Source organism: Collinsella sp. CLA-ER-H6, from assembly GCF_040092305.1.
Taxonomy (GTDB): domain Bacteria; phylum Actinomycetota; class Coriobacteriia; order Coriobacteriales; family Coriobacteriaceae; genus Collinsella.
In genome coordinates this window covers 38,385-60,692 of record NZ_JBBNLS010000016.1, presented here as the reverse complement: position 1 = coordinate 60,692, position 22,308 = coordinate 38,385, and the positions used below count along the sequence as shown (strand labels likewise).

Sequence of the window (22,308 nt, the reverse complement as noted above, 5' to 3'; positions counted from 1 at the left end):
CATCTCCACCGTTCCTTCAACTGGGAAAACGGCGCCCCCGGACCCCAGGAGGGGCCGCGGGGGCGTTCAGCTAACTGCGGGAACGGCCTATCCGCTCAAAGTGTTCGGCTGAGATCGGAAATCAACCGACTAGTCAAAAGGGACAATCTTTGGTTTAACACCCACAAATCTGACTGCCTCCACCAAAACTATGACGGTTTACTACGATGAATCGCTCAACCGCGACCACTCCGAAACTTGTTGAACTAAAACCGCAGGTAGATGCCTTGCACTTTTTTGCGAAAAGCCGGCGTAGTTGGAATTTCTCATTTCATCGTAGTAAACCGGCATAGTTTCGTATTTCCAGCAGTTCCAAATTCGTCAATACGACGGCGTTTGCAAAAAGCCCGACCTCCGTGGGAGATCGGGCTTTCAAGGCTCAGTTAAACCAAACCTACACGGTCAAATGACCCGTAGCTTACATCTGCTCGGGCGCGGAAACGCCAACGAGGGTGAGCACCAGAGCGAGCGTCACGCGGACGGCGTCGCAAGCAGCCAGACGGGCGCGCGAAAGCTCGGGGTCGACGGGACGGCCCTCGCTCGGCAGAACCTGGCAGGCAGCGTAGAAGCTGTGGAAGTCGCCGGCAAGCTCCTCGGCAAAGTGCGTCAGACGGAACGGGGCGCGGTCGCGAGCGCAGCTGGCGATGAGGTCGGTGAGCTCGTTGAGCTTGCGCGAAAGGGCGAGCTCGGTCGGGTCGGTCAGCAGCGAGTAATCGACGTTCTCACCGATGGCCTTGGCGGCGACGGCCTTCATGCCCATCTCGTCAGCCTGCTTGGGCGTAACGTCAGCAGCACGGCGCAGGATGGAGCACACGCGGGCGTGAGCGTACTGCACGTAGTACACCGGGTTGGAGTTGTCGCGCTTCTTGACGGCCTCAATATCGAAGTCGACCATCTGGTTGGAGCTCTTGGAGATGAGCGTGTAGCGAGCGGCATCGGAGCCGACCTCGTCGACGAGCTCCTGCAGGGTCACCATGGTGCCCTTGCGCTTGGACATACGGACGGGCTTGCCGTTACGCAGCAGGTTGACGAGCTGGCCCAGCAGAACCTCGAACTTGCCGGGATAGCCAAGAGCGTCGCAGACGCAGCGGACGCGCTCGATGTAGCCGTGGTGGTCGGCGCCCCAGATGTCGATGACGTGGTCGACGCGCTGGAACTTATCCCAGTGATAGGCAACGTCGGAGGCGAAGTAGGTGTACTCGCCGTCGGACTTGATCAGGACGCGGTCCTTGTCATCGCCCAGGTCGGTGGAGCGGAACCACAGGGCGCCGTCCTTGGTGTAGAGGTAGCCCATCTTGTCGAGCTTCTCAAAAGCGCGGTCGACGGCGGAGGTGCCGGCGGTCTCACCCTCGGTGTCCTTCACATACAGCGAACGCTCGGAGTACCAACGATCGAAGTCGCAATTGACGGCGTGGCAGAGGTCGCGCATGTTGTCGACCATCTTCACATAGCCGCGCTCGCGGAAGCTCTCCATACGCTCCTGCGGGTCGGCGTCGACCCACTTATCGCCGTCGGTGCGCCAGAACTCGGCAGCCTCGTCGATGATGTAGTCGCCGCCATAGGAGTCCTTGCCCAGGGTCTCGGCAAAGTTGTCCTGATACGGATGGGTCTCGGGGTGCTCGTCGTTCTCGTCGGCAACAAAGGCGTCGCGGTCGGCGATCAGCAGCTTGTGAGCCTCGTCGATATCCACGCCCTGCTTGGTGATGATGTCGGCAAGCTGCATATAGCGCGTGCTGATGGAGTTGCCGAAGGTGTTCATCTGAGAGCCGTGGTCGTTGATGTAGAACTCACGCTGGATGTCGTAACCGGCGTGATCCATAACGCGGCAGAGCGAGTCGCCCAGCGCGGCCCAGCGGCCGTGGCCGATGTGCATGGGGCCGACGGGGTTGGCGGAAACGAACTCGACCTGGGTCTTCAGGCCACCACCGACGTTGGACTTAGCGAAGTCCATACCCTTCTCGCGAGCCTCGCCAAAGATGGCATTCTTGACGGCAACGGAGAGGTAGAAGTTGATGAAGCCGGGGCCTGCGATCTCGACCTTCTCGATCGCGGGGTCCTCGGGCATATGGGCAACGATGGCCTCGGCGATCTTGCGCGGGGCGCAGTGGGCCAGCTTGGCGGACTTCAGGGCCATGGTAGAGGTCCACTCGCCATGAGAAGTGTCAGCCGGTCGCTCGATAGCGCAATCGTCAAGTTCAAATGCGGAAAGGTCGCCGGCCTCCTGGGCCGCAGCAAGCGCAGCGCGTACCAGCTCTTCAATCTTCTCGGGCATAGATCCTCCTTGTGTTAAAGCCCCCGAGCTCTTGGTCACTCGTAGGGCAAAAGCCAGAGTTTGTAGCACTCTATCACAAGCGACGGGCACTGTCGCAGGGTAAAGCTAATAGATATTGCATATGCACAAAAATGACTACAGCTTGTATGGAGTCACTCAAAGATGCCGGTCTGCCTGCAGATTATGCAGGCGTTGAAAATGCATAAAGGTGTGAATGAGCTGCGTCTGTTATCGAATACTCTTACCTATCAGAGTTGTGTGCTTTTCCTGCATAAAGTACGGGTTTGCGCACGTCAGCGTGTTATTCTAGACATACGTAAATTCGTATAAGTTGGAGGTAGCATGTTCTCAATCGGTCAACACGTCATTCATCCGGGCCAGGGAGTCTGCACCGTCGTCGGTTTTAGGGACGACACACCGCAGCCCATGCTGCTGCTCGAGACCAAGCAGGGACATGCGCAGACGATCCTCATGTACCCCGTGGCGCAGGCCGACCGTCTGCACGCCGCCATCTCTCAGCAAGATGCCGAGCACCTGCTGAGCCACTATGACGAGCTGGAGTGCGACACCTTTACCGAGCGCAACAGCTCGCTTGAGGAGACACACTTTAAGCAGCAGCTCAAGCTGGGCGCGCCCGAGACGGTCCGCGTGGCAAAGACCATGATGCACCGCATTCGCCAGGCCGAGGAAGCTGATAAAAAACCCAGCTCCTACTACATGCGCGTACTCAAGGAGGCCAAACGCCGCTCCATCGAGGAGTTCGCCGTGGCCCTTGGCGTCACCGAGGAGGCCGCCGAAGCCCGCCTAGCCCAAGCCGCCCTCAACTAACCCATCCGCGCCAAAAACCACCACAAAGGGAACAGGCACCTTTGTGGTGGTTTTCTTGTTCTAGTAGTATTCATTCTTATCGATACCCACGAGCACAAGGAGTCTCTTATGGCAGAGCCGCTTACCGCCGGAATCACCCGCGACCGCGCGTTCGAACTGCTCAATGAGCACAACAAGGACCCGTTCCATATCACCCATGGCGAGACGGTCGAGGGCACTATGCGCTACTTTGCGCGCGAGTTCGACCCCGAGAACGAGGAGTTTTGGGGCATCGTCGGTCTGCTGCACGACCTGGATTGGGAGGAGCACGAGGACGACCCCATTAACCACACCATCTATGCTGCCGAGATTCTTGAGGGCGAAGGTGCGTCTCCCGAGCTCATTCGCGCCATCCAGACGCACACGTCGGACTTCAACACCTCACTACCCAAGCCCGAGCTGCAGATGGAAAAGATCCTGTTTGCCTGCGATGAGCTCACCGGCCTGATCGGCGCTGCCGTCATCATGCGCCCGAGCAAGAGCGTTATGGACTTTACGACTAAGTCGCTCAAGAAGAAGTTCAAGGACAAACGCTTTGCCGCCGGCTGCTCGCGCGACGTGATTTCGCAGGGCGCCGAGATGTTGGGCTGGGAGCTCCCCGAGCTCTTTGACCGCACCATCGCGGCCATGCAGTCCTTCGCCCCCGACCGAGATACCTTCCAGGCCTAACCGTCAACGCCACCTAAAACCACCACAAAGGGGACAGGCACCTTTGTGGTGGTTTTTGTTTGCGCGGGCGTTAGGGACGGACCTGGCCGGTGCCGCGGAGCTTGTATTTGTAGGTGGTGAGGGCCTCGGCGGCAAAGGGGCCACGGGCGTGGAGTTTTTGGGTCGAGATGCCGATCTCGGCACCCAGGCCAAACTCGCCGCCGTCAGTGAAGCGAGTGCTGGCGTTGGAGTACACGGCCGAGGCATCGACAGCATCGAGGAAGCGCTCGCAAGCATCCGTATCCTCGGCAACGATGGCCTCGGAGTGCATCGTGCCGTAGCGGTTGATGTGTGCGATGGCCTCGTCCTCGTTTGCCACGACCTTCACGCTCATCTCGAGCGCCAGGTACTCGCGACCCCAGTCCTCCTCAGTCGCGGCGACGTAGTCATCGCCCTCCACAAGCCCGGCATCGGCGCATGCGGCGCAGGTTGCCTCGTCGCCGTGAATCAGCACGCCGTGGTCATGCAGCACGGTCACGACCGCGGGCAAAAACGCATCGGCCACAGCACGGTCGACCAGCAGCGACTCGGCGGCATTGCACACGCCTACGCGCTGGGTCTTGGCATTAACGATAATGTTGAGCGCCTTATCAAAGTCGGCGGATTCATGCACGTAGATGTGGCAGTTGCCCGTGCCCGTCTCGATCACCGGCACAAGCGACTCGCGCACGCAGCGCTGGATCAGGCCTGCACCGCCGCGCGGAATGAGTACGTCGACAATACCGCGGAGCTTCATGAGCTCGCCGGTGGCCTCGCGGTCGGTGGACTCGATCATCGACACGGCCTCGCGCGGGAAGCCCTTGGCCTCGAGCGCATCGGCCAGCAGCTCGGCGATCATGGCACACGAGTGATAGGCCAGCGAGCCGCCGCGCAGAATGCAGGCGTTGCCGGTACGGATGCAGATGCCTGCGGCGTCGGCCGTCACGTTGGGGCGCGCCTCGTAGACCATAGCGACCAGGCCCAGCGGCACACTCACGCGGGTCAGGTCCACGCCGCTTGCAAGCACGCGGTGGTCGAGCACGCGGCCCACGGGATCGGGCAGCTCGGCGAGCTTTTCCAGGCCGGCGGCCATGCCCTCGACGCGCTCGGGCGTCAGCAGCAGGCGATCGAGCAGTCCGGCCGAGGTACCCGCATCGCGCGCGGCGGACATATCGAGATCGTTGGCGGCAACGATGGAATCGACGCCATCGCGCAGCGCCGCGGCCATGGCGCGCACGGCCTCCTGACGCTGCTCATCGCTCGCCGTGGCAAGCGAGGCCGACGCTGCCTTGGCGGCAACGGCAAGATCGTGGACGTACGTGGCTATATCGACCGACATGGGCGGCCCTTTCTCCTAGAAGTTTGCAACCATGGTAGCCGATTTGCGCATGGCCTCGCCCGCGGCGGTAGAATTGGTCAACCCGAAACACCGCAACGAACGGAAGACTCACATGGCCCTCATCACTTCGTACCACGTCCCCGGCCTTTACGTCGAGGACCACAGCATCGACGTCCCCCTTGACTGGCGCGGCCTGGAGCCGATGCTCCTGGCCGTCGGCAGCACCATGCGCCGCGGCGCCATGCCGGCACCAATCGCCGGCGCGCCCGAGAGCATCAAGCTCTTCTACCGCGTGGTTTGCGCGCCCGACCGCATCAACGACGATCTGCCGCTGCTCCTGTTTTTGCAGGGCGGCCCCGGCGGCGAGAGCCCGCGTCCGCTGTCGCCCACAAGCGACGGCTGGATCGAGGAGGCCGTCAAGCACTTCCGCGTGGTCCTGCCCGACCAGCGCGGCACCGGGCGCAGCAGCTGTGTAGACGGGCGCACGATTGCCGCACTGGGCGAGCGCGCGACGGCGGCCGGCTCCGATGCCGCACGCTCGCAGGCGGATTTCCTCAAGCGCCACCTCGCCAGCTCCATCGTGCGCGATTTTGAGTACCTGCGCCTGGTGGGCTTTGGCGGCAAGCCCTGGGTCACACTCGGGCAGAGCTACGGCGGCTTTTTGACGTTGAGCTATCTGTCGCTCTTCCCCGAGGGCATAGCGGCAAGCTTTACCTGCGGCGGCATCCCCCACGTGCCGGCGAGCGCAAGCGAGGTCTACGCGCACACCTTCCCGCGCATGGCCGCCAAGACGCAGCAGTATTATGACCGCTACCCCGCTGACGTCGACCGCGTGGCAGCCCTGGCCGATGCGCTCGAGGCTCAGAAGCCCGTGCTGCCCGACGGCTCGCCGATGACGGTCGAGCGCCTACAGCTCATGGGCAGCGACTTTGGCATGAAGCCGAGCTTTGAGCGCATGCATTGGATTATCGATCACGCGTTTGTTACTGGCGACGGTACGCTGAGCTGCGGCTCCTCGGTATCCGACAGCTTTTTGATGCGCGCCTTCGAGCGCACCAACACGCGCACGAATCCGCTGTACTGGACGCTGCAGGAGTTCATATACGCCGACGGCGACACCATGCCCATTCGCTGGGCCGCGGCTGAAGAGAAGGCACACCGCGCCGAGTTCGACACGCTCGCGCGCCCGCTCATGTTTACCGGCGAGGCCATGTTCCCGTGGATGTTTGAGCAGATGCCCGAGCTTAAGCCGTTTAAGCCCGCCATGGACCTGCTGATGGAAGACACCAGCTGGGACAAGATCTACGACCCGCAGCGCCTGGCCTGCAACGAGGTGCCGCTCCAGGCCGCGGTGTATTTCGACGACATGTACGTGGATTCGGGCCTGCAGCTCGATACGCTCAGCCGCGTGGGCAACTCGCATGCCTGGGTGACCAACGAGTTCGAGCACGACGGCCTGCACGGCAGCGTGGTGTTCAAGCACCTCTTCGACGAAGCCCTCAACCGCGCAGACCTGCGCCGGATCTTCTAGCAAAGGAGTGTCCCCACCTGCCGGCACAATAGGAACGTCCCCAAGTGCCGGCACGAAAAAGACAGCGCTGCGGGAAACGATTCGCAGCGCTGTCTTTCTTTATGCAAATACGATCAAGTTATCCCTGTGTATCGCCGGCTTCTCGGCCAAGTTAGCGAGCAGGCGGTTGCTGGCGATCTGGTCCTGGCGGCGACCGGCAGCAAGTTCCAGCACGTCCGAATCGGCCTCGGCGATACCGCGGGCGACAACCATACCGCTCGGGTCGCACACGTCGAGCACATCGCCCTCGGCAAACTGGCCATCGACCTCGCGAATACCCACCGCAAGCAGGGAAGAGCCACGGCTAACCAGCGCCTTCGCGGCACCATCATCGACCGTCACCGAGCCGTGCGCCTTGTCGCCCAGCGCGATCCACAGTTTGCGGGGTGCGATGTCCAGGCGCTCCGCCGGCGGATCGAACAGGGTTCCCACGCTCTCGCCGCGGGCGAGACGCACGAGGGCATCGGGCTCCTCGCCCGAGCAAATCACGCTCTGAATGCCCGCCGTCATCAGGATGCGGCTCGCGCGAATCTTGGTGATCATGCCGCCCGTACCCACCGAGGTCGAAGAATCACCCGCCGAGGCAATGATCTTGGCATCGATCTTATGCACGACCGGGACAAACTCGGCCGTCGGATCCTCGTGCGGATTGGCGGTGTAGAGGCCGTCGATGTCGGACAGCGTCACGCACAGGTCGGCGGAAACCAGGCAGCTCACGAGCGCCGCCAGCGTGTCGTTGTCGCCAAACTTGATCTCGTCGACGGTAACGGTGTCGTTCTCGTTGACGACCGGCACCACGCCCAGCTCCACCAGACGCAGCAGGGCGTCGCGCGCGTGCAGGTAGGACGTGCGACGCGCCGTGTCGTGACGCGTGAGCAGCACGAGCGAGGTGAGCAGGTCGCGCGCATGGAACTCCTCGTCGTAGGCCGACGAGATGATGCACTGACCAGCCGAGGCGCAGGCCTGCAGGCTCGGAAGGTCGCCGACCGGCTTGCGGTCGAAGCCCAACACGGGATAGCCACAGGCGATAGCGCCCGAGCTCACCACGACCAGACGCCAGCCGAGCTTGCGCAGCGCTGCGGCTTGATCGGCAAGTCCGCCGATAAAGGCGCGGTTGACCTTGCCATCGGCGCCCACCACCGTGGACGAACCGATCTTTACCACCATCGTTTTATAACAAGTTGTCATACGTCAAACCAATCGAATGATGAGCGGGCGGGCGAACAGGCGAGCGAGTAAATGGTCCGTTTTCCTCCGTCGCATGCGGATCATTTTGCCCAGGGGAAGGCCGATGCCGCGGCCATGTTCTTGCGCACGAGCTCGTCGCGCACCTGGGCCAGGCCCTGTTCCATACCCACCACGTAGGTCTGCGGATACAGGAAACGCTTGAAAGCCGCGTCCAGATGATCGATTGCCCAAGCACAGCGCTCGCGCGCGTCCTGGATGCTCTCACGCGGAGCCACTGCGCTGCCATCGCGCACGATCGGCACCAGCAGCTCGCGATACTCAAGCTCCGACACGTCGGTCACCAGGGCGGCATCATTCACGGCCACGAGGGTATTGCCGCGCGCGGCGCCCTCCCCCACCAGATGGTCCTCGTCGTAGATCATGTCGCAGACCGGGCCGCCAAAGCCGTCGTAATAACGGCGCACGCGCTGCACGCCCGGGATCGTGCGCTTGTAGGGCTGCTCGGAGAGCTTGACCACCGGCGTCCACGGGTCGGCCTCGCTCGCACGGCGGGCGGAAAGCTTGTACACGCCGCCCAGCGCCGGCTGGTCGTAGCAGGTCGCGAGCTTGGTGCCCACGCCAAAGCTATCGATGGGCGCGCCCTGGTCGAGCAGCGACTGAATCGTGTACTCATCCAGATCGTTAGAAACCGAGATCCCCACATAGGGCAGGCCCTCGGCATCGAAACGACCGCGGACATACTTGGAGAGCTTGGCGAGGTCGCCCGAGTCAATGCGAATAGCCGACAGGCGCTCGCCCGCCGCCTCCATCTCCTTGGCAACCGTAATGGCATGCTCGCAGCCCTCGCGCACATCGTAGGTGTCGATGAGCAGCGTGCAGTTCTTGGGGCTCGACTTGGCAAAGGCGCGGAAGGCCTCGAGCTCGGAATCGAAGCTCATCACCCAGCTGTGCGCATGCGTGCCAAAGACGGGAATACCGTAGCGGCGGCCGGCGAGCACATTGGACGTAGAGGAGCAGCCGGCGACGTAGCTCGCGCGCGCAACGGCCAGGCCGCCATCGGGACCCTGGGCTCGGCGCAGGCCAAACTCGGCCACGGGACGGCCGTCCGCCGCCAGCACCACTCGCGCCGTCTTGGTGGCGACAAGTGTCTGGAACCCGACGATATTGAGCAGCGCCGTCTCAAGCAGCTGGCACTCGAGCGCAGGACCGGTGACGCGCACCATGGGCTCGCGTGGAAAGACGAGCTCGCCCTCGGGCACGGCGTCGATGTTTACATGCGCACGAAAATCGCGCAGGTAGTCGAGGAATGCGGACTTGAACATCGCGCCGCCGGCCGGGGCCTGGAGCAAGGCGAGGTAGTCGATATCCTCGGGCGTAAAGCGCAGATTCTCGACTAGCTCGGGCAGCTCGGCGGTGCCGCACATGACGGCATAGGCGCTGCCAAAGGGATGGTCGCGGTAAAACGCGGTAAAACAACCCTGCTCATTGGCCTTGCCGCTCTCCCACAGGCCCTGGGCCATAGTGAGTTCGTACAGATCGGTGAGCATTGCGATGTCGGTGGGATGAGAGATATCGGTCAAAGCCATGGGGCGACCTTTCGGATGTGTGGTGCAGAATTTGAGGGTTGGACGAGAGCAGAGCATGCGGACATGACGCCCGATGCAAATCGGTTAGAGCAGGCCCATGCTGGTCAGGATCGTGTAGCCCATAAAGATGACAAACGCGATGAGGGCAAGGACAATGATGATTTTTTGAGCCGGCGCCATGCCAGGGATCTCGTTCTCGCCCGTAGGTTCCTTGGAGGTAACCATGCGCTGGGCAAAGGTCATCTCGTCACGGCTCGGCTTGGGCTCGACGGACTTAAGACGAGCGGCCTTTTTAGGCTGAGGTTTGGGCGCGGCAGGTGCAGGCTTCGCAGCAGCGGGCTTGGGTGCGGGCGCGGGCTTGCGCTCGGATGCGGCGTTCAAGGCGACCTCCTCGGCCTTCGCACGCTCGGCGCGCAGGGCAGCCAGCTCCTCACGCTCGCGACGGGCCTCTTCCCGAGCCTCGCGGCGGGCCTTCTCAGCGCGGAGCTCTTCCAACTCAGCGCGCTCCTCGTCGGACAATGGTTGGGACTCAAGCTCGGCCATGGTATAGCCCTTTCTTTTAAAAAAAGCCGCCGACACAATGTCAGCGGCTTATCAAATCCAAGGGTGGAGACGAAGGGAGTCGAACCCTCGGCCTCTGCCATGCGACGGCAGCGCTCTCCCAACTGAGCTACGTCCCCAGGACAAGTCGATATTTTACCTACGGCTCGCCAACTGTCAACGCCCAATAACCAGTCTTTTTGGGGCGCGGCTATTTTGACAACTTTTCGAACAGGCGATCCTCTCGATGATTTTTTATCCCCGTCCCAGAAAAATCATCGACGAACGCACTACTTTGCGCTGGTAAGAACACCGGTGGTGTCGAAGGCCGGGGTGAAGCTCTCGTCTACCGCGCCGCCCTCTTGCCAGAACATCGTCGTAAAACCCAGGTCGTCGGCATGGTCGAGCACCTGCTCGTACTCCTCACGCGTCACGGCGCGTGCCAGGTCGCCGCCCTGCTCGCGCATGAGCGCATTGGGCGTGTACTGGTTCATAACCGAGATCGGCACGTCGCCCACCGTCTGCCACACCAGGTCCAGCACGCGACACGAATCGTCTGCATGCCCCGGAAGCACCAGGTGACGCACGATCATGCCACGCTTCATAAGCCCGTCCTCGTCCACCAACTCTCCCCCGCGGCGCTCGATCTCGCGCGCCATCTGGGCCAGACCCGACACGGCCACACGCGGGTAATCCTTTATATGGGAGAGCGACTGCGCAAGCCCGGCATCGGCATATTTAAAGTCGGTGAGCCACACATCGACCAGGTCGCCCAGCGCCGCCACGGCACTCGCGCGCTCGTAACCACTCGTGTTGTAGACGATTGGGATAACCAGTCCGCGCGCCCGTGCCGCGGCAATCGCGGCAGGCAACAGGTGCGCATAGTGCGTCGCCGTCACCAAATTGATGTTGTTGGCACCCTGGTCCTGCAGTTCCAGCATAATCTCGACCAGGCGCTCAGGCGAAATCTCAAGGCCAAAATTGCCGGTCGAGATCTCGTGGTTCTGGCAGTAGATACATTTGAGCGAGCAGCCGCTAAAGAAGATCGTGCCCGAACCGGCCTCGCCCGAGATAGGCGGCTCCTCCCACATATGAAGCGAGGCGCGGGCCACCTTGAGCGTGTCGTTAGCACCGCAGACGCCGTGCGCGCCCTCATCGCGCGCCGCACCGCAACGGCGCGGACACAAATGGCAGGCGGGCGAAAAAAGTTCGGTCAACGACGTCGGCATAAAACCATGCTCCAAAACAACGATTCAGCAGCTCAAACGTAAAGGGATCAACCCCACAGACGGCTCGAGCCCAAGGCGCCGTAATCGTCCGACACGATTTTTGTAATGTCAAGACTGGAATCGATAAAGTGCCGCTTTATGATGTAGGTATTCCGCCCCCCGCGGAGCAACTGGGTGAACCGTCGCGTTTATTTAGGGAGCCCACACAGTCGTACCTAGTACAGGTATCCTTCGTTGTTAAGGACGCTGGAACAGTCGATGAGGGCACCCACCTGTTTTAGGTGGGTTCATTTTCGTAACGTGGGGGGTGGTTTTCTTTTGCCGAAAATCACCATTACAGTCCATATGGATCCCCGCCGGCATCCCGACAAGCCATCGACAACATCCCAATATCTGGTAAGCGCGTGATTATCGCTGCGTGCAATTCCATGCACCCCCCTTGGTCGAGTATTATGGTTCGGCTATGCCCTTTGCGCATGGCGTTCTTCTGACCTTTTCCTTCGACGCTTGGCGGTTTTTAGATTCATGGCTTCATCCCCGAGCTACATACCGTACCTATGCGTGGCAGCGGCGGCCTTTATCACGACCTTCCTCACGGTACCCCTGGTCAAGCGCCTGGCAATCAAGCTCGACGCCGTCGACTATCCTTCTAAGCGCCGCATCAACACCAAGCCCATCCCGCGTTTGGGCGGAACGGCGGTGTTTTTGGGCCTGGTCGTCGCCTGCACTGTGCAAATCCTAGGCACCTGGTACCTGGGTTGGCCGCCCGTTTTGGTGCCCCACCCCCGTCTGCACATCAGCTACCCCATACTTGCGCTTTCTTTTACCGTTATCTTTGCGACCGGCGCTATCGACGACGTCTTCCAGCTCACGCCCAAGCAAAAGCTGGCCGGACAGGTCCTCGCCGCGCTTATCGCCTGCATGGGCGGCCTGCGGATCGGCGTCATCGTCAACCCGTTTGCTCCCGGCGAGATCATGCTCGGATGGCTCGCCTACCCCATTACCGTGATCTATCTGGTGGCATTCACCAACATCATTAACCTCATCGACGGCCTCGACGGCTTGGCCACGGGCATCTGCGGCATCGCATCGTTCACCATGTTTTCGATGGCTGTTCTCTCGGGCCGCATCGACGCCGCCGCGCTCTCCATTGCGCTCTTTGGCGCCTGTCTGGCCTTTTTGCGCTACAACTTCAACCCCGCAAGCATCTTCTTGGGCGACTCGGGGTCGTTGCTTCTGGGCTTTGCGCTGGGCTCCATCTCGCTGCTCAACGTGAGCCGCACCGCCGCACTCACCTCGCTTATCATCCCGCTCATCGTTGCCGGCGTGCCCATCATCGACACGTTTAGCGCCATTGTGCGCCGCAAGCGCGCCCACATTAGCATTGGGCAGGCCGACAAGGGCCACATCCACCACCGCCTGATCCAAGAAGGCTACAACCAAAAACAGGCCGTGCTGCTCATCTATGCCTGGTGCATCATGCTTTCGGCCGGCGCCGCCGCGATTAACCAGGTCGAGGTGCCCATGCGCGTGCTCATCTTTACCGTGCTCGCCATTGGCTCGGCGGCCTTCGCCAAGCATCTACATCTATTTGAGCCCGTACTGCTCCACCATTACAACAAGCGCACGCACGAAGATGAGCTGGTCACCCCCGACGACCCCGCTTTTAAGCAGGAGGAGCAGGCAGCCGAGGAGCGCAAAGAAGAGCGCCACCACAAGCTCTAGGGCAAGCTGCCGAGGATGTGCCAAGGCACCGTTGGCCAAGCGCGGCCGCGCCGCGCCCATCGCACAAGCCACCCCTCTCCCGCCCCTCGCCTACTTACGCCCCGCCCCTCCAATAAACGCGTTATCATCTTGACCCATGAACATACGTTAGGAGCAATTATGCCAAACGAGAACAGCTACGAAGTCGCGCTGCAAAAGAGCAACGCCATTCGCGAGGGCCTGGCCAAGACGCCCGAGAAGTTCACCATGCTTACCGGCGACCGCCCCACCGGCCGTCTGCACCTGGGTCACTACTTTGGCACCCTCAAGGGCCGCGTGGAGCTGCAGAACATGGGCGCCAGGACCAACGTACTCATCGCCGACTACCAGGTCATCACCGACCGCGACACCACCGAGCACATCCAGGACAACGTGTACAACATGGTCATGGACTACCTTGCCTGCGGCATCGACCCCGACAAGACCATGATCTACGCGCACTCCGCCGTGCCCGCCGCCAACCAGCTCATGCTGCCGTTCCTGTCGCTGGTGTCCGAGGCCGAGCTGGCGCGCAACCCCACGGTCAAGGCCGAGATGGAGGCCTCGGGGCACGAGCTCACCGGCCTTCTGCTCACCTACCCGGTGCACCAGGCCTGCGACATCCTGTTCTGCAAGGGCAATGTGGTGCCCGTCGGCCGCGACCAGCTGCCGCACATCGAGCTCACCCGCACCATCGCCCGCCGCTTTAACAACCGCTACGGCAAGGTGTTCCCCGAGGTCGACGCGCTGCTGTCCGAAACCCCGCTGCTGCCCGGCCTGGACGGTCGCAAGATGAGCAAGAGCTACGGCAACGCCATCAACATCTCGATGACCGCCGAGGAGACGGCCAAGCGCATCAAGAAGAGCCAGACCGACTCCGAGCGCATGATCACGTTCGATCCCGAGAACCGCCCCGGCGTGTCCGGCCTGCTTTCGACGGCCGCCATCTGCACCGGCCGTTCCGAGGTCGAGATTGCCGAGGAGATTGGCATGGGCGGCTCCGGCCAGCTCAAGAAGTACGTGACCGAGGCCGTCAACGAGTACTTCGCACCGATCCGCGAGCGTCGCCAGCGCTACGAGAACGATCTGGACTATGTGAAGGACGTCCTGCACGAGGGCAACCGTCGCGCCAACGAGATCGCCGATCAGACCCTGGCAGAGGTTCAGGACGCCATGGGCATGGTGTACTAGACCGATTTGCTGGCTTGAGCTTTCGATTGCTTTAGGGCGGGCGCTACGACGTCCGCCTTTTTCGGAGCCGGACTGCTTCGGCTCCGCCCATTGCACTCCCCCGATAAACAGGAACGGGCCCGCCGGCAGTCAGTTGCCGGCGGGCCCGTTCCCGAAGTACACCGTTGAATCGCACAGAGGGGAGGAATGCGAATCAAACTCAACAGGGCAGGCTTTTTCATCGCCTATTGCCTGCTCCGTTGCTGAATACAATATAGTTCACCGTGGTTTACTTTGCAGCATCAATATTTGCCGCCATAGCTTCTCCATAAGTTAGCCCCGGTAAACCTGCAACAGAAAACCACCACAAAGGGGACAGGCACCTTTGTGGTGGTTCTGGCCACGGCAGAGCTGTTAGAGTCCGGCAGGCCAACGACAGACGGCCAGGTCGACGTGCATGTCGTCCTTAAACGCCACACCCTCCCCTAGCAAAAGCTCACGTTGAGCATCGGGACCGCCAAAAGCAAAACCCTCGCATATGCGCCCGTCGGCAAACACCACGCGGTGACAGGGAATCTCGCCGGGGTGCGGATTGCTATGCAGGGCATACCCCACATACCGCGCACTTCGTGGTCGACCGGCAAGCAGCGCCACCTGACCATACGTGGCGACCATCCCCTCGGGGATCTGCTCGACCACCTCGTACACCCGTTCAAAAAAGCCCTCAGACGCCATTGCTCGCTCCCTTCCACCCGGAAAAGCATAAACCACCGCAAAGGGGACAGGCACCTTTGTGGTGGTTTATGGCAGGTCAGTTAGTTGGCGGGCTGGAAGAAGGCTACGGCTACGGCGCCAGGGCCTACGTGGGTACCGATGGTGGCGCCGATGGTGTGAACGGGCAACTCGCCCTCGGTGTGGCCAGCCCAAAGTACCGCGCTGTCCTCGATATACTTCTTGAGCACCGCATCCGAAAGGCCCGTATAGCCGAGCGCCAGCGGCATGGAAAAGTCGATGCCGCCCGCCTTTTCGACCTTTTGGTTCAGCAGGTTGCGGCCGTTCTTGGAACCGCGCGCCTTGCCCAGCTGCACGATCAGACCGTCCTCGACAGCCACCACAGGCTTTACGTTGAGCAGCGTGCCCACGGCGCCGGCCGCAGCAGACAGACGACCGCCACGAACCAGGTACTCCAGCGTCTCGAGCAGGCCGATGACGACCACGCGGTCACGGACGGCCTCGACGGCCGCCGCGATCTGGGCCGCACTACGGCCCTCGTCCACCAGGCGCAGGGCATACTCGACCAGGACACGCTCACCCAGAGTGACGTTGTTGCTATCCACCACGTACACGTCGCCGCCCGGCGCCTCGGCAAGTGCGGTACGGGCACTCTGATTGGTGCCCGAAAGCTTAGCGCCCACGGTAATAATCACAGCCTCATCGCCGGCTTCACGAACCTTGGCAATCGCCTGCGAAAACGCGTACGGGTTGACCTGGCCGGTCTTGGGCAGCTCATCGCGCTCCACGAGCATCTCGTAAAAGCGCTGGTGATCGATGTCGATGCCATCCATGTACACATCGGTGCCAAAGGTGACGGACAGCGGCAAAACGGCCAGTGCTGGGTGCTCGACCGGCGACATATCGCTTGCGGAATCGGTAATAATGCGGACGGACATAGCGAATCCTTTCTTGCGCAGGTCTCGCGCAGGGAATTTTGGCAGCAATGTCCCGGCACGGTATACGTGCTCAAACGGGACTATGCAATTGCTGGCTGAAAGCTAGCGCCAGCGCGGCTCTAGATCTCGCGCAGAGTGTTAAGAATCGTACGCAGCGACGTGTACATCTGCTCGCGCTGCTCCACGCCCATGGCCTTGCCGGTGGTGTCGAGCACTTCGCGAATGATGCGATCGGCCTCGCTCATGCTCTCGCCGCCCAGGGCAGTCAGGCGAACCGGAGCGCGGTACTTGACGGCAGCATCGCCCGAGTCGTCGACCTCGACGTAGCCACCCTCCTCCAGATGTGCCAGTGTGCGCGAAACGGCGGCACGGGTAACGCCGGCCATGCGGGCGAGGTCGGCGCCAGTCAGGCCGTCCTTGCTGCGCTCAAGATAGTACAGGCACATGACGTCGGAACCCTTAAGGCCCAGCCTTGCACCTTCGGACGTCTTGATACGCTGAATCTCCTTGTAGAGGCCGCTGATCAGTCCGACAAAGTCCTCAAAACGTGTCTCGTCGTTCCGCTGCATGGTGACGACCGCCTTTCGCTTGCATGATGCTAACGGGTAAACATCTTAGCCGCATGTGCGAACCCCCATACCCAAACATCCCATTTGTTAACCCATCAACATAAAAACCACCACAAAGGGGACAGGCACCTTTGTGGTGGTTTGGGGCATCAATAGGTTCTAGGCGCCGCTACAGCTCCACGCAGGGATTGTCGCGGGTCACTAGGGTCTTAACGACAACCGTCGCTCCCAGATAGCGCTCGAGCAGCTCGGCTAAGCGATCGATCGCGGCCTGGCAATCCCCCATCCGCTCGGGCTCCACGCACTCAATCGCCAGGAACGCATCGGCCGAATCATCGGACAGCGCCGTGCGAACGCCGTCGCGCCAGTTCCAGCAGCGGCACACAGCGCCCGCATCGTCGATGTAGGCGAGCTCGCCGGGCAGCGTCGGATCGTCCGCCTCCTCGCCAAGCGGCAAGAACGCATCGCCACCGTCGGTCACCTTCAAGCGAAGGTCTCCCTCGATCGCATGCAGATCCTCGCCTCCCACGGGCAGCGCGTAGGTCAGCGACACCGTATTGTAAATATCCACCGCGGGCGTAATGTGGCCCACCGGCTTGCCTTTGAGCACGCGTTTGAGCAAGTTCTCGATCGAGCAGCGCGCGCCTTTCTTGGTCTTGAACAGACGATAGGCCTCGCGCCATGCCTTGACCGGTGCGTTCTCGCTGATAGTGTCGCTGGTCAGATGACGCTCCGCATCGATATTGGCGCGGTCGAGCAACGCCGCAATCGCATCCACGTCCTCTTGAGGAATCTGAGCCGTGGGCTTCATGCCCTCCACGACCACAACACCGACCGCTGCCTGCGGAAACAGCTCCCAGAATGAATCCTCGGCAATAAAGCTCTTCATACGCTCTCCCTTCATTATGCGCGCCCGAGTGAGGGCGCCTAAACAAAAAGCGCCCTCACGACGGCCACCTTCAAAGTCCTACGGTGCCGTCACAAGAACGCTTGCGCTGTCCCCATCCGGAGAAGGGGACGATATGTCAGGCGTATTGTAACCCGAGTCATCCACGCGAGCAAAACCACCATAAAGGTGCCCCCTTTATGGTGGTTTTGAGTCTGAGGCGACGCTAGTGGCGGAGCCCCAGCAGGCCGCGGCCGCGATGACGGGCCTCGGCGGACACCTGGGCGTGCGGGCCGGCGGCTTTGACGGACTCGGGCAGGTGCGAGTACTTCTTCTCGAAGTTCTCCTCGAACATCACCGCCAGGTTGTGCGCGGCCTCGTCGTAGCGCGCGGTGCTCTGCCAGTATTGGCGCGGCACCAGGATGCCATCGGGCACGCCGTGGCACGTCGTGGGAATGTCAACGTTAAAGATGTCGTCGTGCACGAACTCGCTGTCCTCGATGGTGCCGTCGAGGGCGCGCGCGACCAGCGAGCGCGTGTAGGCCAGCTCGATGCGATGACCCACGCCGTAGCCGCCGCCAATCCAGCCGGTGTTGACCAGGTACACGCGTGTGCGGCCGTTGGCAATGCGCTCGCCAAGCATCTTGGCGTAAACCATGGGGTCGAGCGGCATAAACGGCTCGCCGAACAGCGAAGAGAACGTGGGCGTGGGCTCGGTGACGCCGACCTCGGTGCCGGGAATCTTAGCCGTAAAGCCCGTCACAAAGTGGTACATAGCGGCATCGGCCGTCAGGCGTGAGATGGGCGGCAGCACGCCAAAAGCGTCGCAAGTCAGGAACAGCACGACACTCGGAGTGGTGCCCATGCCCTTAGTCCACGCGTTAGGAATGTGCTCCACGGGATAGGCCACGCGCGTGTTGTGCGTGATCGAGATGTCGTCGTAGTTGGGTTTGCGGTTCTCATCGAGCACCACGTTTTCGCAGATCGCGCCAAAGCGGACAGCGTTGAAGATCTCGGGCTCGTGGAAGGCGTCCAGGCCCTCGCATTTTGCGTAGCAGCCACCCTCGATGTTGAAGATACCCATGTCGGACCAACCGTGCTCGTCGTCGCCGATCAGCAGGCGCGTGGGATTGGCCGAAAGCGTGGTCTTGCCCGTGCCGGACAGGCCAAAGAACACGGCAGTCTCGTGCGTGACGGGATCCATGCTGGCCGAGCAATGCATGGGCAGCACGTCGTCCTCGACAGGCAGCAGGTAGTTCATGACACTGAAGATGGACTTTTTGATTTCGCCGGAGTAGCCGGTACCCGCGACCAAAATCACGCGCTCCTGGAAGTTGATGACCACGGCGGCGCTGGAGTTGAGGCCCTTGATGGCAGGATCGCACTGGTAACCGGGCGCTGCGAGCACGCAGAAGTCGGGCTCGCCGGTGCGCGCGATTTCGCGGGCGAGCGGACGGGCGAGCATTTGCTTAATGAAGAGTGCCTGGCTGGCACGCTCGCAGGCAACAAGCAGGCGACGCGTGTGGTTGCGGTCAGCGCCCGCCATGCCGCGCGTGACGAACACGTCGCGCTCGTTGAGATAGTCGACGATGCCGGCCTTGATGGCCTCATAGCTCTCGACGGACAGTGGGCGGTTGACCGCACCCCAGGCGATCTTGTCGTGAACATCGGGGGTGTCAACGATAAAGCGGTCATTGGGGGAACGGCCGGTATGCTCCCCCGTCTCGATCACCAGCGCGCCGTTGGATGCCATGCGGCCTTCTTCGCGGCGGATAGCGTGCTCGACGAGCTCCGCGGCGGGCAGATCGACCAGCAGACGGGGTTGATTCTCGGCGGGATCTTCGACCAGCGTAATACCAAAGTTGGACAGAACTTCTGCAGGGGTAACACCAGGCATGGGGCCTCCTTTAAAAACGCAACACGCGGACGCAGCGCGCACTTTACTCACGTAAAGCCCGTTGTACCCTATGTGCAAAAACGTTTTTGCGGCAACGGCAAAGCGCCCGCCCAACGGTCAAAAATCGCAGGCAAGCGGCCTAGTCATTGGGGACGTTCTTAAACGACTAGTCGTTGGGGACACTCTTGAACAGGCAACAACCAAGGAGTGTCCCCGGATGCCGGCACTTAGGGACGTTCCCAAAGTGCCGGCACATAAGGAACGTCCCTAAGTGCCGACTACTGAATGGCGCCGCCGAAATTATTGAACAACCTGTTCAAAAACACGAATGGATACCACCGCGACTATACTAGAGCGCAGCAATAGAAAGGACCCCGCTTTGAGCATCACGCCCCTCGATAGCATTCGCCGCGCCATCGCCCGCCGCAATGGCGTCGCCGACCCCGCCGTAGCGGGCAGCGACACCGCAAGGGCCCAGGGCGGACGCATCGAGAACGGCCTGTTCCCCGCCTCGCACACCGCCGAGGAGCTCGCACGCATCCAGGAGCTGAGTCAGCGCAACGCCGGCGGGCCCGATAGCTACCAAGCCACACGTCGCCGGCGCGAACGCGATCGGAAGCCCGGCCCCGTCCGCCGCATGGTCAACGCTTGGTGGAACCGCCTGCTCGGCGCCGTCTACGGCGGCGGCTTCTCCATGCAGGAAGCGGAATACGAAGAGCACGCCACCCGCCGCGACTATCTCTGGAATACCCTGGGCACCGCCGCGTGGGGCATGGCGTTTCCTCTGCTCACCATCGTGTCGACACAGCTCGCGGGTGCCGAGGAGGCCGGTAAGTTCTCCATCGCCTTCGTCACCGGCACGCTCATCATGATCGCATGCAACTACGGCGTGCGCAATTTCCAGGTCTCAGACATCGACGAAAAGACGTCCTTTGCCTCCTACCAGCTCAACCGCTGGCTTTGTGGAGCGCTCGCCCTAGGCTGCGGCCTCATGTACAGCAGCGCCCGCGGCTATGATGCGCAGATGGCGACGATCGGCCTGGGCGTCTACCTGTATAAGGTCATCGACGGCGTCGCCGACGTGTACGAAGGCCGCCTGCAGCAGGCCGACAAACTCTACTTGGCTGGAATGAGCCAAACGCTACGCTCCGTCGGCGTCATCGCGGTCTTTAGCGTGGCGCTGTTCCTCACGCGCAGCATGCCCATCGCGGCCTTGGCCATGGGTGTCACCGCGATCGCCTCGCTCGTGCTGGTCACCGCGCCGCTCGCCCTGCTCGAGACCGAAAAATCGCGCCGCGTGAGCCTGCGCGAGGTCGGCCACCTGTTTGTCCAGTGCGCCCCGCTCTTTGGTGCACTGTTCCTGTTCAACCTAATTGAGAGCATGCCCAAGTTTGTGATGGAAGGCACGCTGGCATACAAATATCAGCTGTACTTTAATGCCCTGTTCTTTCCGGCGCAGGCTATTTTGCTGAGCATTGGATTTATCTATAAACCGCAGCTCCTGCGCTTGTCGAGCATTTGGGCTAATCCTCGCAAGCGTCGTCGCTTTGACCTGATTATTGTTGCCGTTATGGCGCTGATCGTGGTCATCACCGGCGCGTGCGCCGCATTTATGGCAGGTCCCGGTATTCCCCTCATGAGCTTTATGTACGGCCTCAGCTTTGAGCGCTACCGTACGCTGGCGCTGCTGATGGTCGTCGCCGGCGGCGTCACCGCGGCCATCGACTTTATCTACGCCATCATCACGGTGCTGCGCCACGCTGGAGACGTCACCAAGATCTACCTGATCTGCTTCGCCGTAAGCGTGGTGCTGCCGGTGATCTTGATTAAGCTGCTGGGTCTGATGGGCGCCGTGGTGAGCTACCTAGCCATCATGGCCCTACTGCTGGTGCTGTTGATTGTCGAATACGCCCACATTCGCCAACGCATAGAACGAGCCCGCAACCCGTACGGCGCCTAATTCGAATCAATTTGAAGAAAAGAAACGTCGATGTTTTGGCACCAACAGCGAGCAGTCTCGAAGTGCCCCAGGTTGGCGCGAAAGAGGAGCAACGCGTACTTCTGTACGCGAGCGACGGTTCGAGCGACAAGATGGGGTGCTTCGGGGCTGCGTAGCGTCAACGTGACCGCCGTTCGGTAGAACGGCGGAACAAGGTTATTCGCCCGGATTGATGTTCGCGTAGAACTCCGCCCCATCATCGAGCCGCAGGATGCCCACGCGACCGAACTCGGAGCCGGTGGCGGCGGCGCAGTCGATGTCGATGCGATCGGGAACACCAGCAGTGTCCTCGCCGCCCAAGCGCACGATCTGCCCGCGTCCCGATTCCTCATCGAGCCCCGCCAGACCACCGACCTCGCAATAACGCCCGAGCGACACCGTTGGCGTGTGACCGCTCACCACGACCGGACCCTTGCCCTCGGCAGAAAGCAGCCCGGTCGGCACATCCCAATAGCCGTGACGAATCCACAGCAGGTCATCGGACGACTGCACCGCGAGCATCTGCTGCAGCAGCTCGCGATCGGCACCCACCGCTCCAACGCCATCGGCACAATCGACGCCATGCTCAAGCAAAAACGCCCGCGCCGCCTCGGTCTCAATACCGGCATGTACCAGCAGATACGGGCGCTCCTCGGTCTCGACCACCGCGTAGAGCGGCAGCGCGGCCATCCATCGCACGAGCTCCTCGTATGCCTCAAATTCCATGTCGTTGAGCTGCTCGCGCGTCGTCCAGCCACCGTTGATATCCCAGGTCTCGGCATCGAGCGGATCCTGACCAATGATGGCATCGAGCATGATCTGCTCGTGATTACCCTTGAGCACGCGGGCGTTGGGCAGCGAGCGTACGAGCTTAATAACGCCGACCGGATCGGGCCCACGATCGATCATGTCGCCCAGCACGTACAGCGTGTCGTCGGACGTCAACGAGATCTTAGACAGGGCCTCGTCAAGCGCACGCACGTGCCCGTGAGCATCAGATGTCACATAGATCGCCATGGTACGCCTCTCCTTGCATTGCGGCCGAAGCCCGGTGCCGCAACTAAAACTTCAAGTTGAA

The 22,308-nt window shown here is 61.6% G+C and carries 18 protein-coding genes and 1 tRNA gene; 6 read left to right on the top strand and 13 right to left on the bottom strand.

The features are described 5' to 3' along the window. Nucleotides 1–457: 457 nt before the first annotated feature. Nucleotides 458–2,311, bottom strand: a complete 1,854-nt coding sequence (argS, locus tag AAAX77_RS07910; protein ID WP_349105693.1) for an arginine--tRNA ligase — start codon at nt 2,309–2,311, stop codon at nt 458–460. A 342-nt stretch (nt 2,312–2,653) separates the two neighbouring features. Between argS and AAAX77_RS07905 the strand changes: the two genes are divergently transcribed. After that, nucleotides 2,654–3,139, top strand: a complete 486-nt coding sequence (locus AAAX77_RS07905; RefSeq protein WP_006235480.1) for a CarD family transcriptional regulator — start codon at nt 2,654–2,656, stop codon at nt 3,137–3,139. A 108-nt stretch (nt 3,140–3,247) separates the two neighbouring features. Then, a complete protein-coding gene (locus tag AAAX77_RS07900; RefSeq protein WP_161145052.1) occupies nt 3,248–3,847 on the top strand; it encodes an HD domain-containing protein in 600 nt (199 codons plus the stop codon). A gap of 70 nt (nt 3,848–3,917) precedes the next feature. On the opposite strand, the gene AAAX77_RS07895 is transcribed toward AAAX77_RS07900, so the two are convergent. Continuing rightward, entirely contained in the window at nt 3,918–5,204 is a 1,287-nt protein-coding gene (locus AAAX77_RS07895; RefSeq protein WP_349105692.1) for a glutamate-5-semialdehyde dehydrogenase, read from the bottom strand. Between the two features lie 112 nt (nt 5,205–5,316). On the opposite strand from AAAX77_RS07895, the gene AAAX77_RS07890 reads away from it, so the two are divergent. Then, nucleotides 5,317–6,735: an alpha/beta fold hydrolase gene (locus AAAX77_RS07890; RefSeq protein ID WP_349105690.1), complete on the top strand. Its 1,419-nt coding sequence runs from the start codon at nt 5,317–5,319 to the stop codon at nt 6,733–6,735. 99 nt (nt 6,736–6,834) lie between these two features. On the opposite strand, the gene proB is transcribed toward AAAX77_RS07890, so the two are convergent. The 5 genes from proB to AAAX77_RS07865 all read right to left on the bottom strand — a co-directional run bounded on the left by proB (nt 6,835) and on the right by AAAX77_RS07865 (nt 11,317). After that, nucleotides 6,835–7,962 (bottom strand): glutamate 5-kinase, encoded by a 1,128-nt coding sequence (gene proB, locus AAAX77_RS07885; protein WP_349105688.1) that lies wholly within the window; start codon nt 7,960–7,962, stop codon nt 6,835–6,837. A gap of 80 nt (nt 7,963–8,042) precedes the next feature. Further along, a complete protein-coding gene (locus AAAX77_RS07880) occupies nt 8,043–9,548 on the bottom strand; it encodes a nicotinate phosphoribosyltransferase (protein ID WP_349105686.1) in 1,506 nt (501 codons plus the stop codon). A gap of 84 nt (nt 9,549–9,632) precedes the next feature. After that, entirely contained in the window at nt 9,633–10,091 is a 459-nt protein-coding gene (locus AAAX77_RS07875) for a hypothetical protein (protein ID WP_349075171.1), read from the bottom strand. 64 nt (nt 10,092–10,155) lie between these two features. Then, nucleotides 10,156–10,228: transfer RNA gene (locus tag AAAX77_RS07870), tRNA-Ala, on the bottom strand. Nucleotides 10,229–10,378: 150 nt separating this feature from the next. Then, complete coding sequence (locus tag AAAX77_RS07865) at nt 10,379–11,317, bottom strand: radical SAM protein (RefSeq protein ID WP_349105683.1); 939 nt, start codon at nt 11,315–11,317, stop codon at nt 10,379–10,381. 525 nt (nt 11,318–11,842) lie between these two features. On the opposite strand from AAAX77_RS07865, the gene AAAX77_RS07860 reads away from it, so the two are divergent. Together AAAX77_RS07860 and trpS are read left to right on the top strand one after the other, a co-directional pair. Continuing rightward, entirely contained in the window at nt 11,843–13,042 is a 1,200-nt protein-coding gene (locus AAAX77_RS07860; protein WP_195363218.1) for an MraY family glycosyltransferase, read from the top strand. Nucleotides 13,043–13,201: 159 nt separating this feature from the next. Then, nucleotides 13,202–14,251 (top strand): tryptophan--tRNA ligase, encoded by a 1,050-nt coding sequence (gene trpS, locus AAAX77_RS07855; protein ID WP_055286519.1) that lies wholly within the window; start codon nt 13,202–13,204, stop codon nt 14,249–14,251. 393 nt (nt 14,252–14,644) lie between these two features. Here the strand turns inward: trpS and AAAX77_RS07850 are convergent, their stop codons facing one another. The 5 genes from AAAX77_RS07850 to pckA form a co-directional block, all read right to left on the bottom strand. Then, a complete protein-coding gene (locus AAAX77_RS07850; RefSeq protein WP_349105680.1) occupies nt 14,645–14,965 on the bottom strand; it encodes an MGMT family protein in 321 nt (106 codons plus the stop codon). 80 nt (nt 14,966–15,045) lie between these two features. Further along, nucleotides 15,046–15,900 carry a DegV family protein gene (locus AAAX77_RS07845; RefSeq protein WP_349105677.1) on the bottom strand — a complete coding sequence of 285 codons (855 nt, stop codon included), beginning with the start codon at nt 15,898–15,900 and terminating at the stop codon, nt 15,046–15,048. A gap of 119 nt (nt 15,901–16,019) precedes the next feature. Beyond that, on the bottom strand, nt 16,020–16,469 hold the full coding sequence (locus AAAX77_RS07840) for a MarR family transcriptional regulator (protein WP_349105674.1): 450 nt from the start codon (nt 16,467–16,469) through the stop codon (nt 16,020–16,022). A gap of 169 nt (nt 16,470–16,638) precedes the next feature. Beyond that, the gene (locus tag AAAX77_RS07835; protein WP_195192223.1) at nt 16,639–17,358 is read right to left on the bottom strand and encodes a B3/4 domain-containing protein; all 720 of its coding nucleotides are present in this window, start codon (nt 17,356–17,358) and stop codon (nt 16,639–16,641) included. A 223-nt stretch (nt 17,359–17,581) separates the two neighbouring features. After that, entirely contained in the window at nt 17,582–19,252 is a 1,671-nt protein-coding gene (gene pckA / locus AAAX77_RS07830) for a phosphoenolpyruvate carboxykinase (ATP) (protein ID WP_349105673.1), read from the bottom strand. A gap of 379 nt (nt 19,253–19,631) precedes the next feature. Between pckA and AAAX77_RS07825 the strand changes: the two genes are divergently transcribed. Next, nucleotides 19,632–21,212 carry a lipopolysaccharide biosynthesis protein gene (locus tag AAAX77_RS07825; RefSeq protein WP_349105671.1) on the top strand — a complete coding sequence of 527 codons (1,581 nt, stop codon included), beginning with the start codon at nt 19,632–19,634 and terminating at the stop codon, nt 21,210–21,212. A gap of 195 nt (nt 21,213–21,407) precedes the next feature. On the opposite strand, the gene AAAX77_RS07820 is transcribed toward AAAX77_RS07825, so the two are convergent. Further along, a complete protein-coding gene (locus AAAX77_RS07820) occupies nt 21,408–22,247 on the bottom strand; it encodes a metallophosphoesterase family protein (protein WP_349105669.1) in 840 nt (279 codons plus the stop codon). Nucleotides 22,248–22,308: the final 61 nt, after the last annotated feature.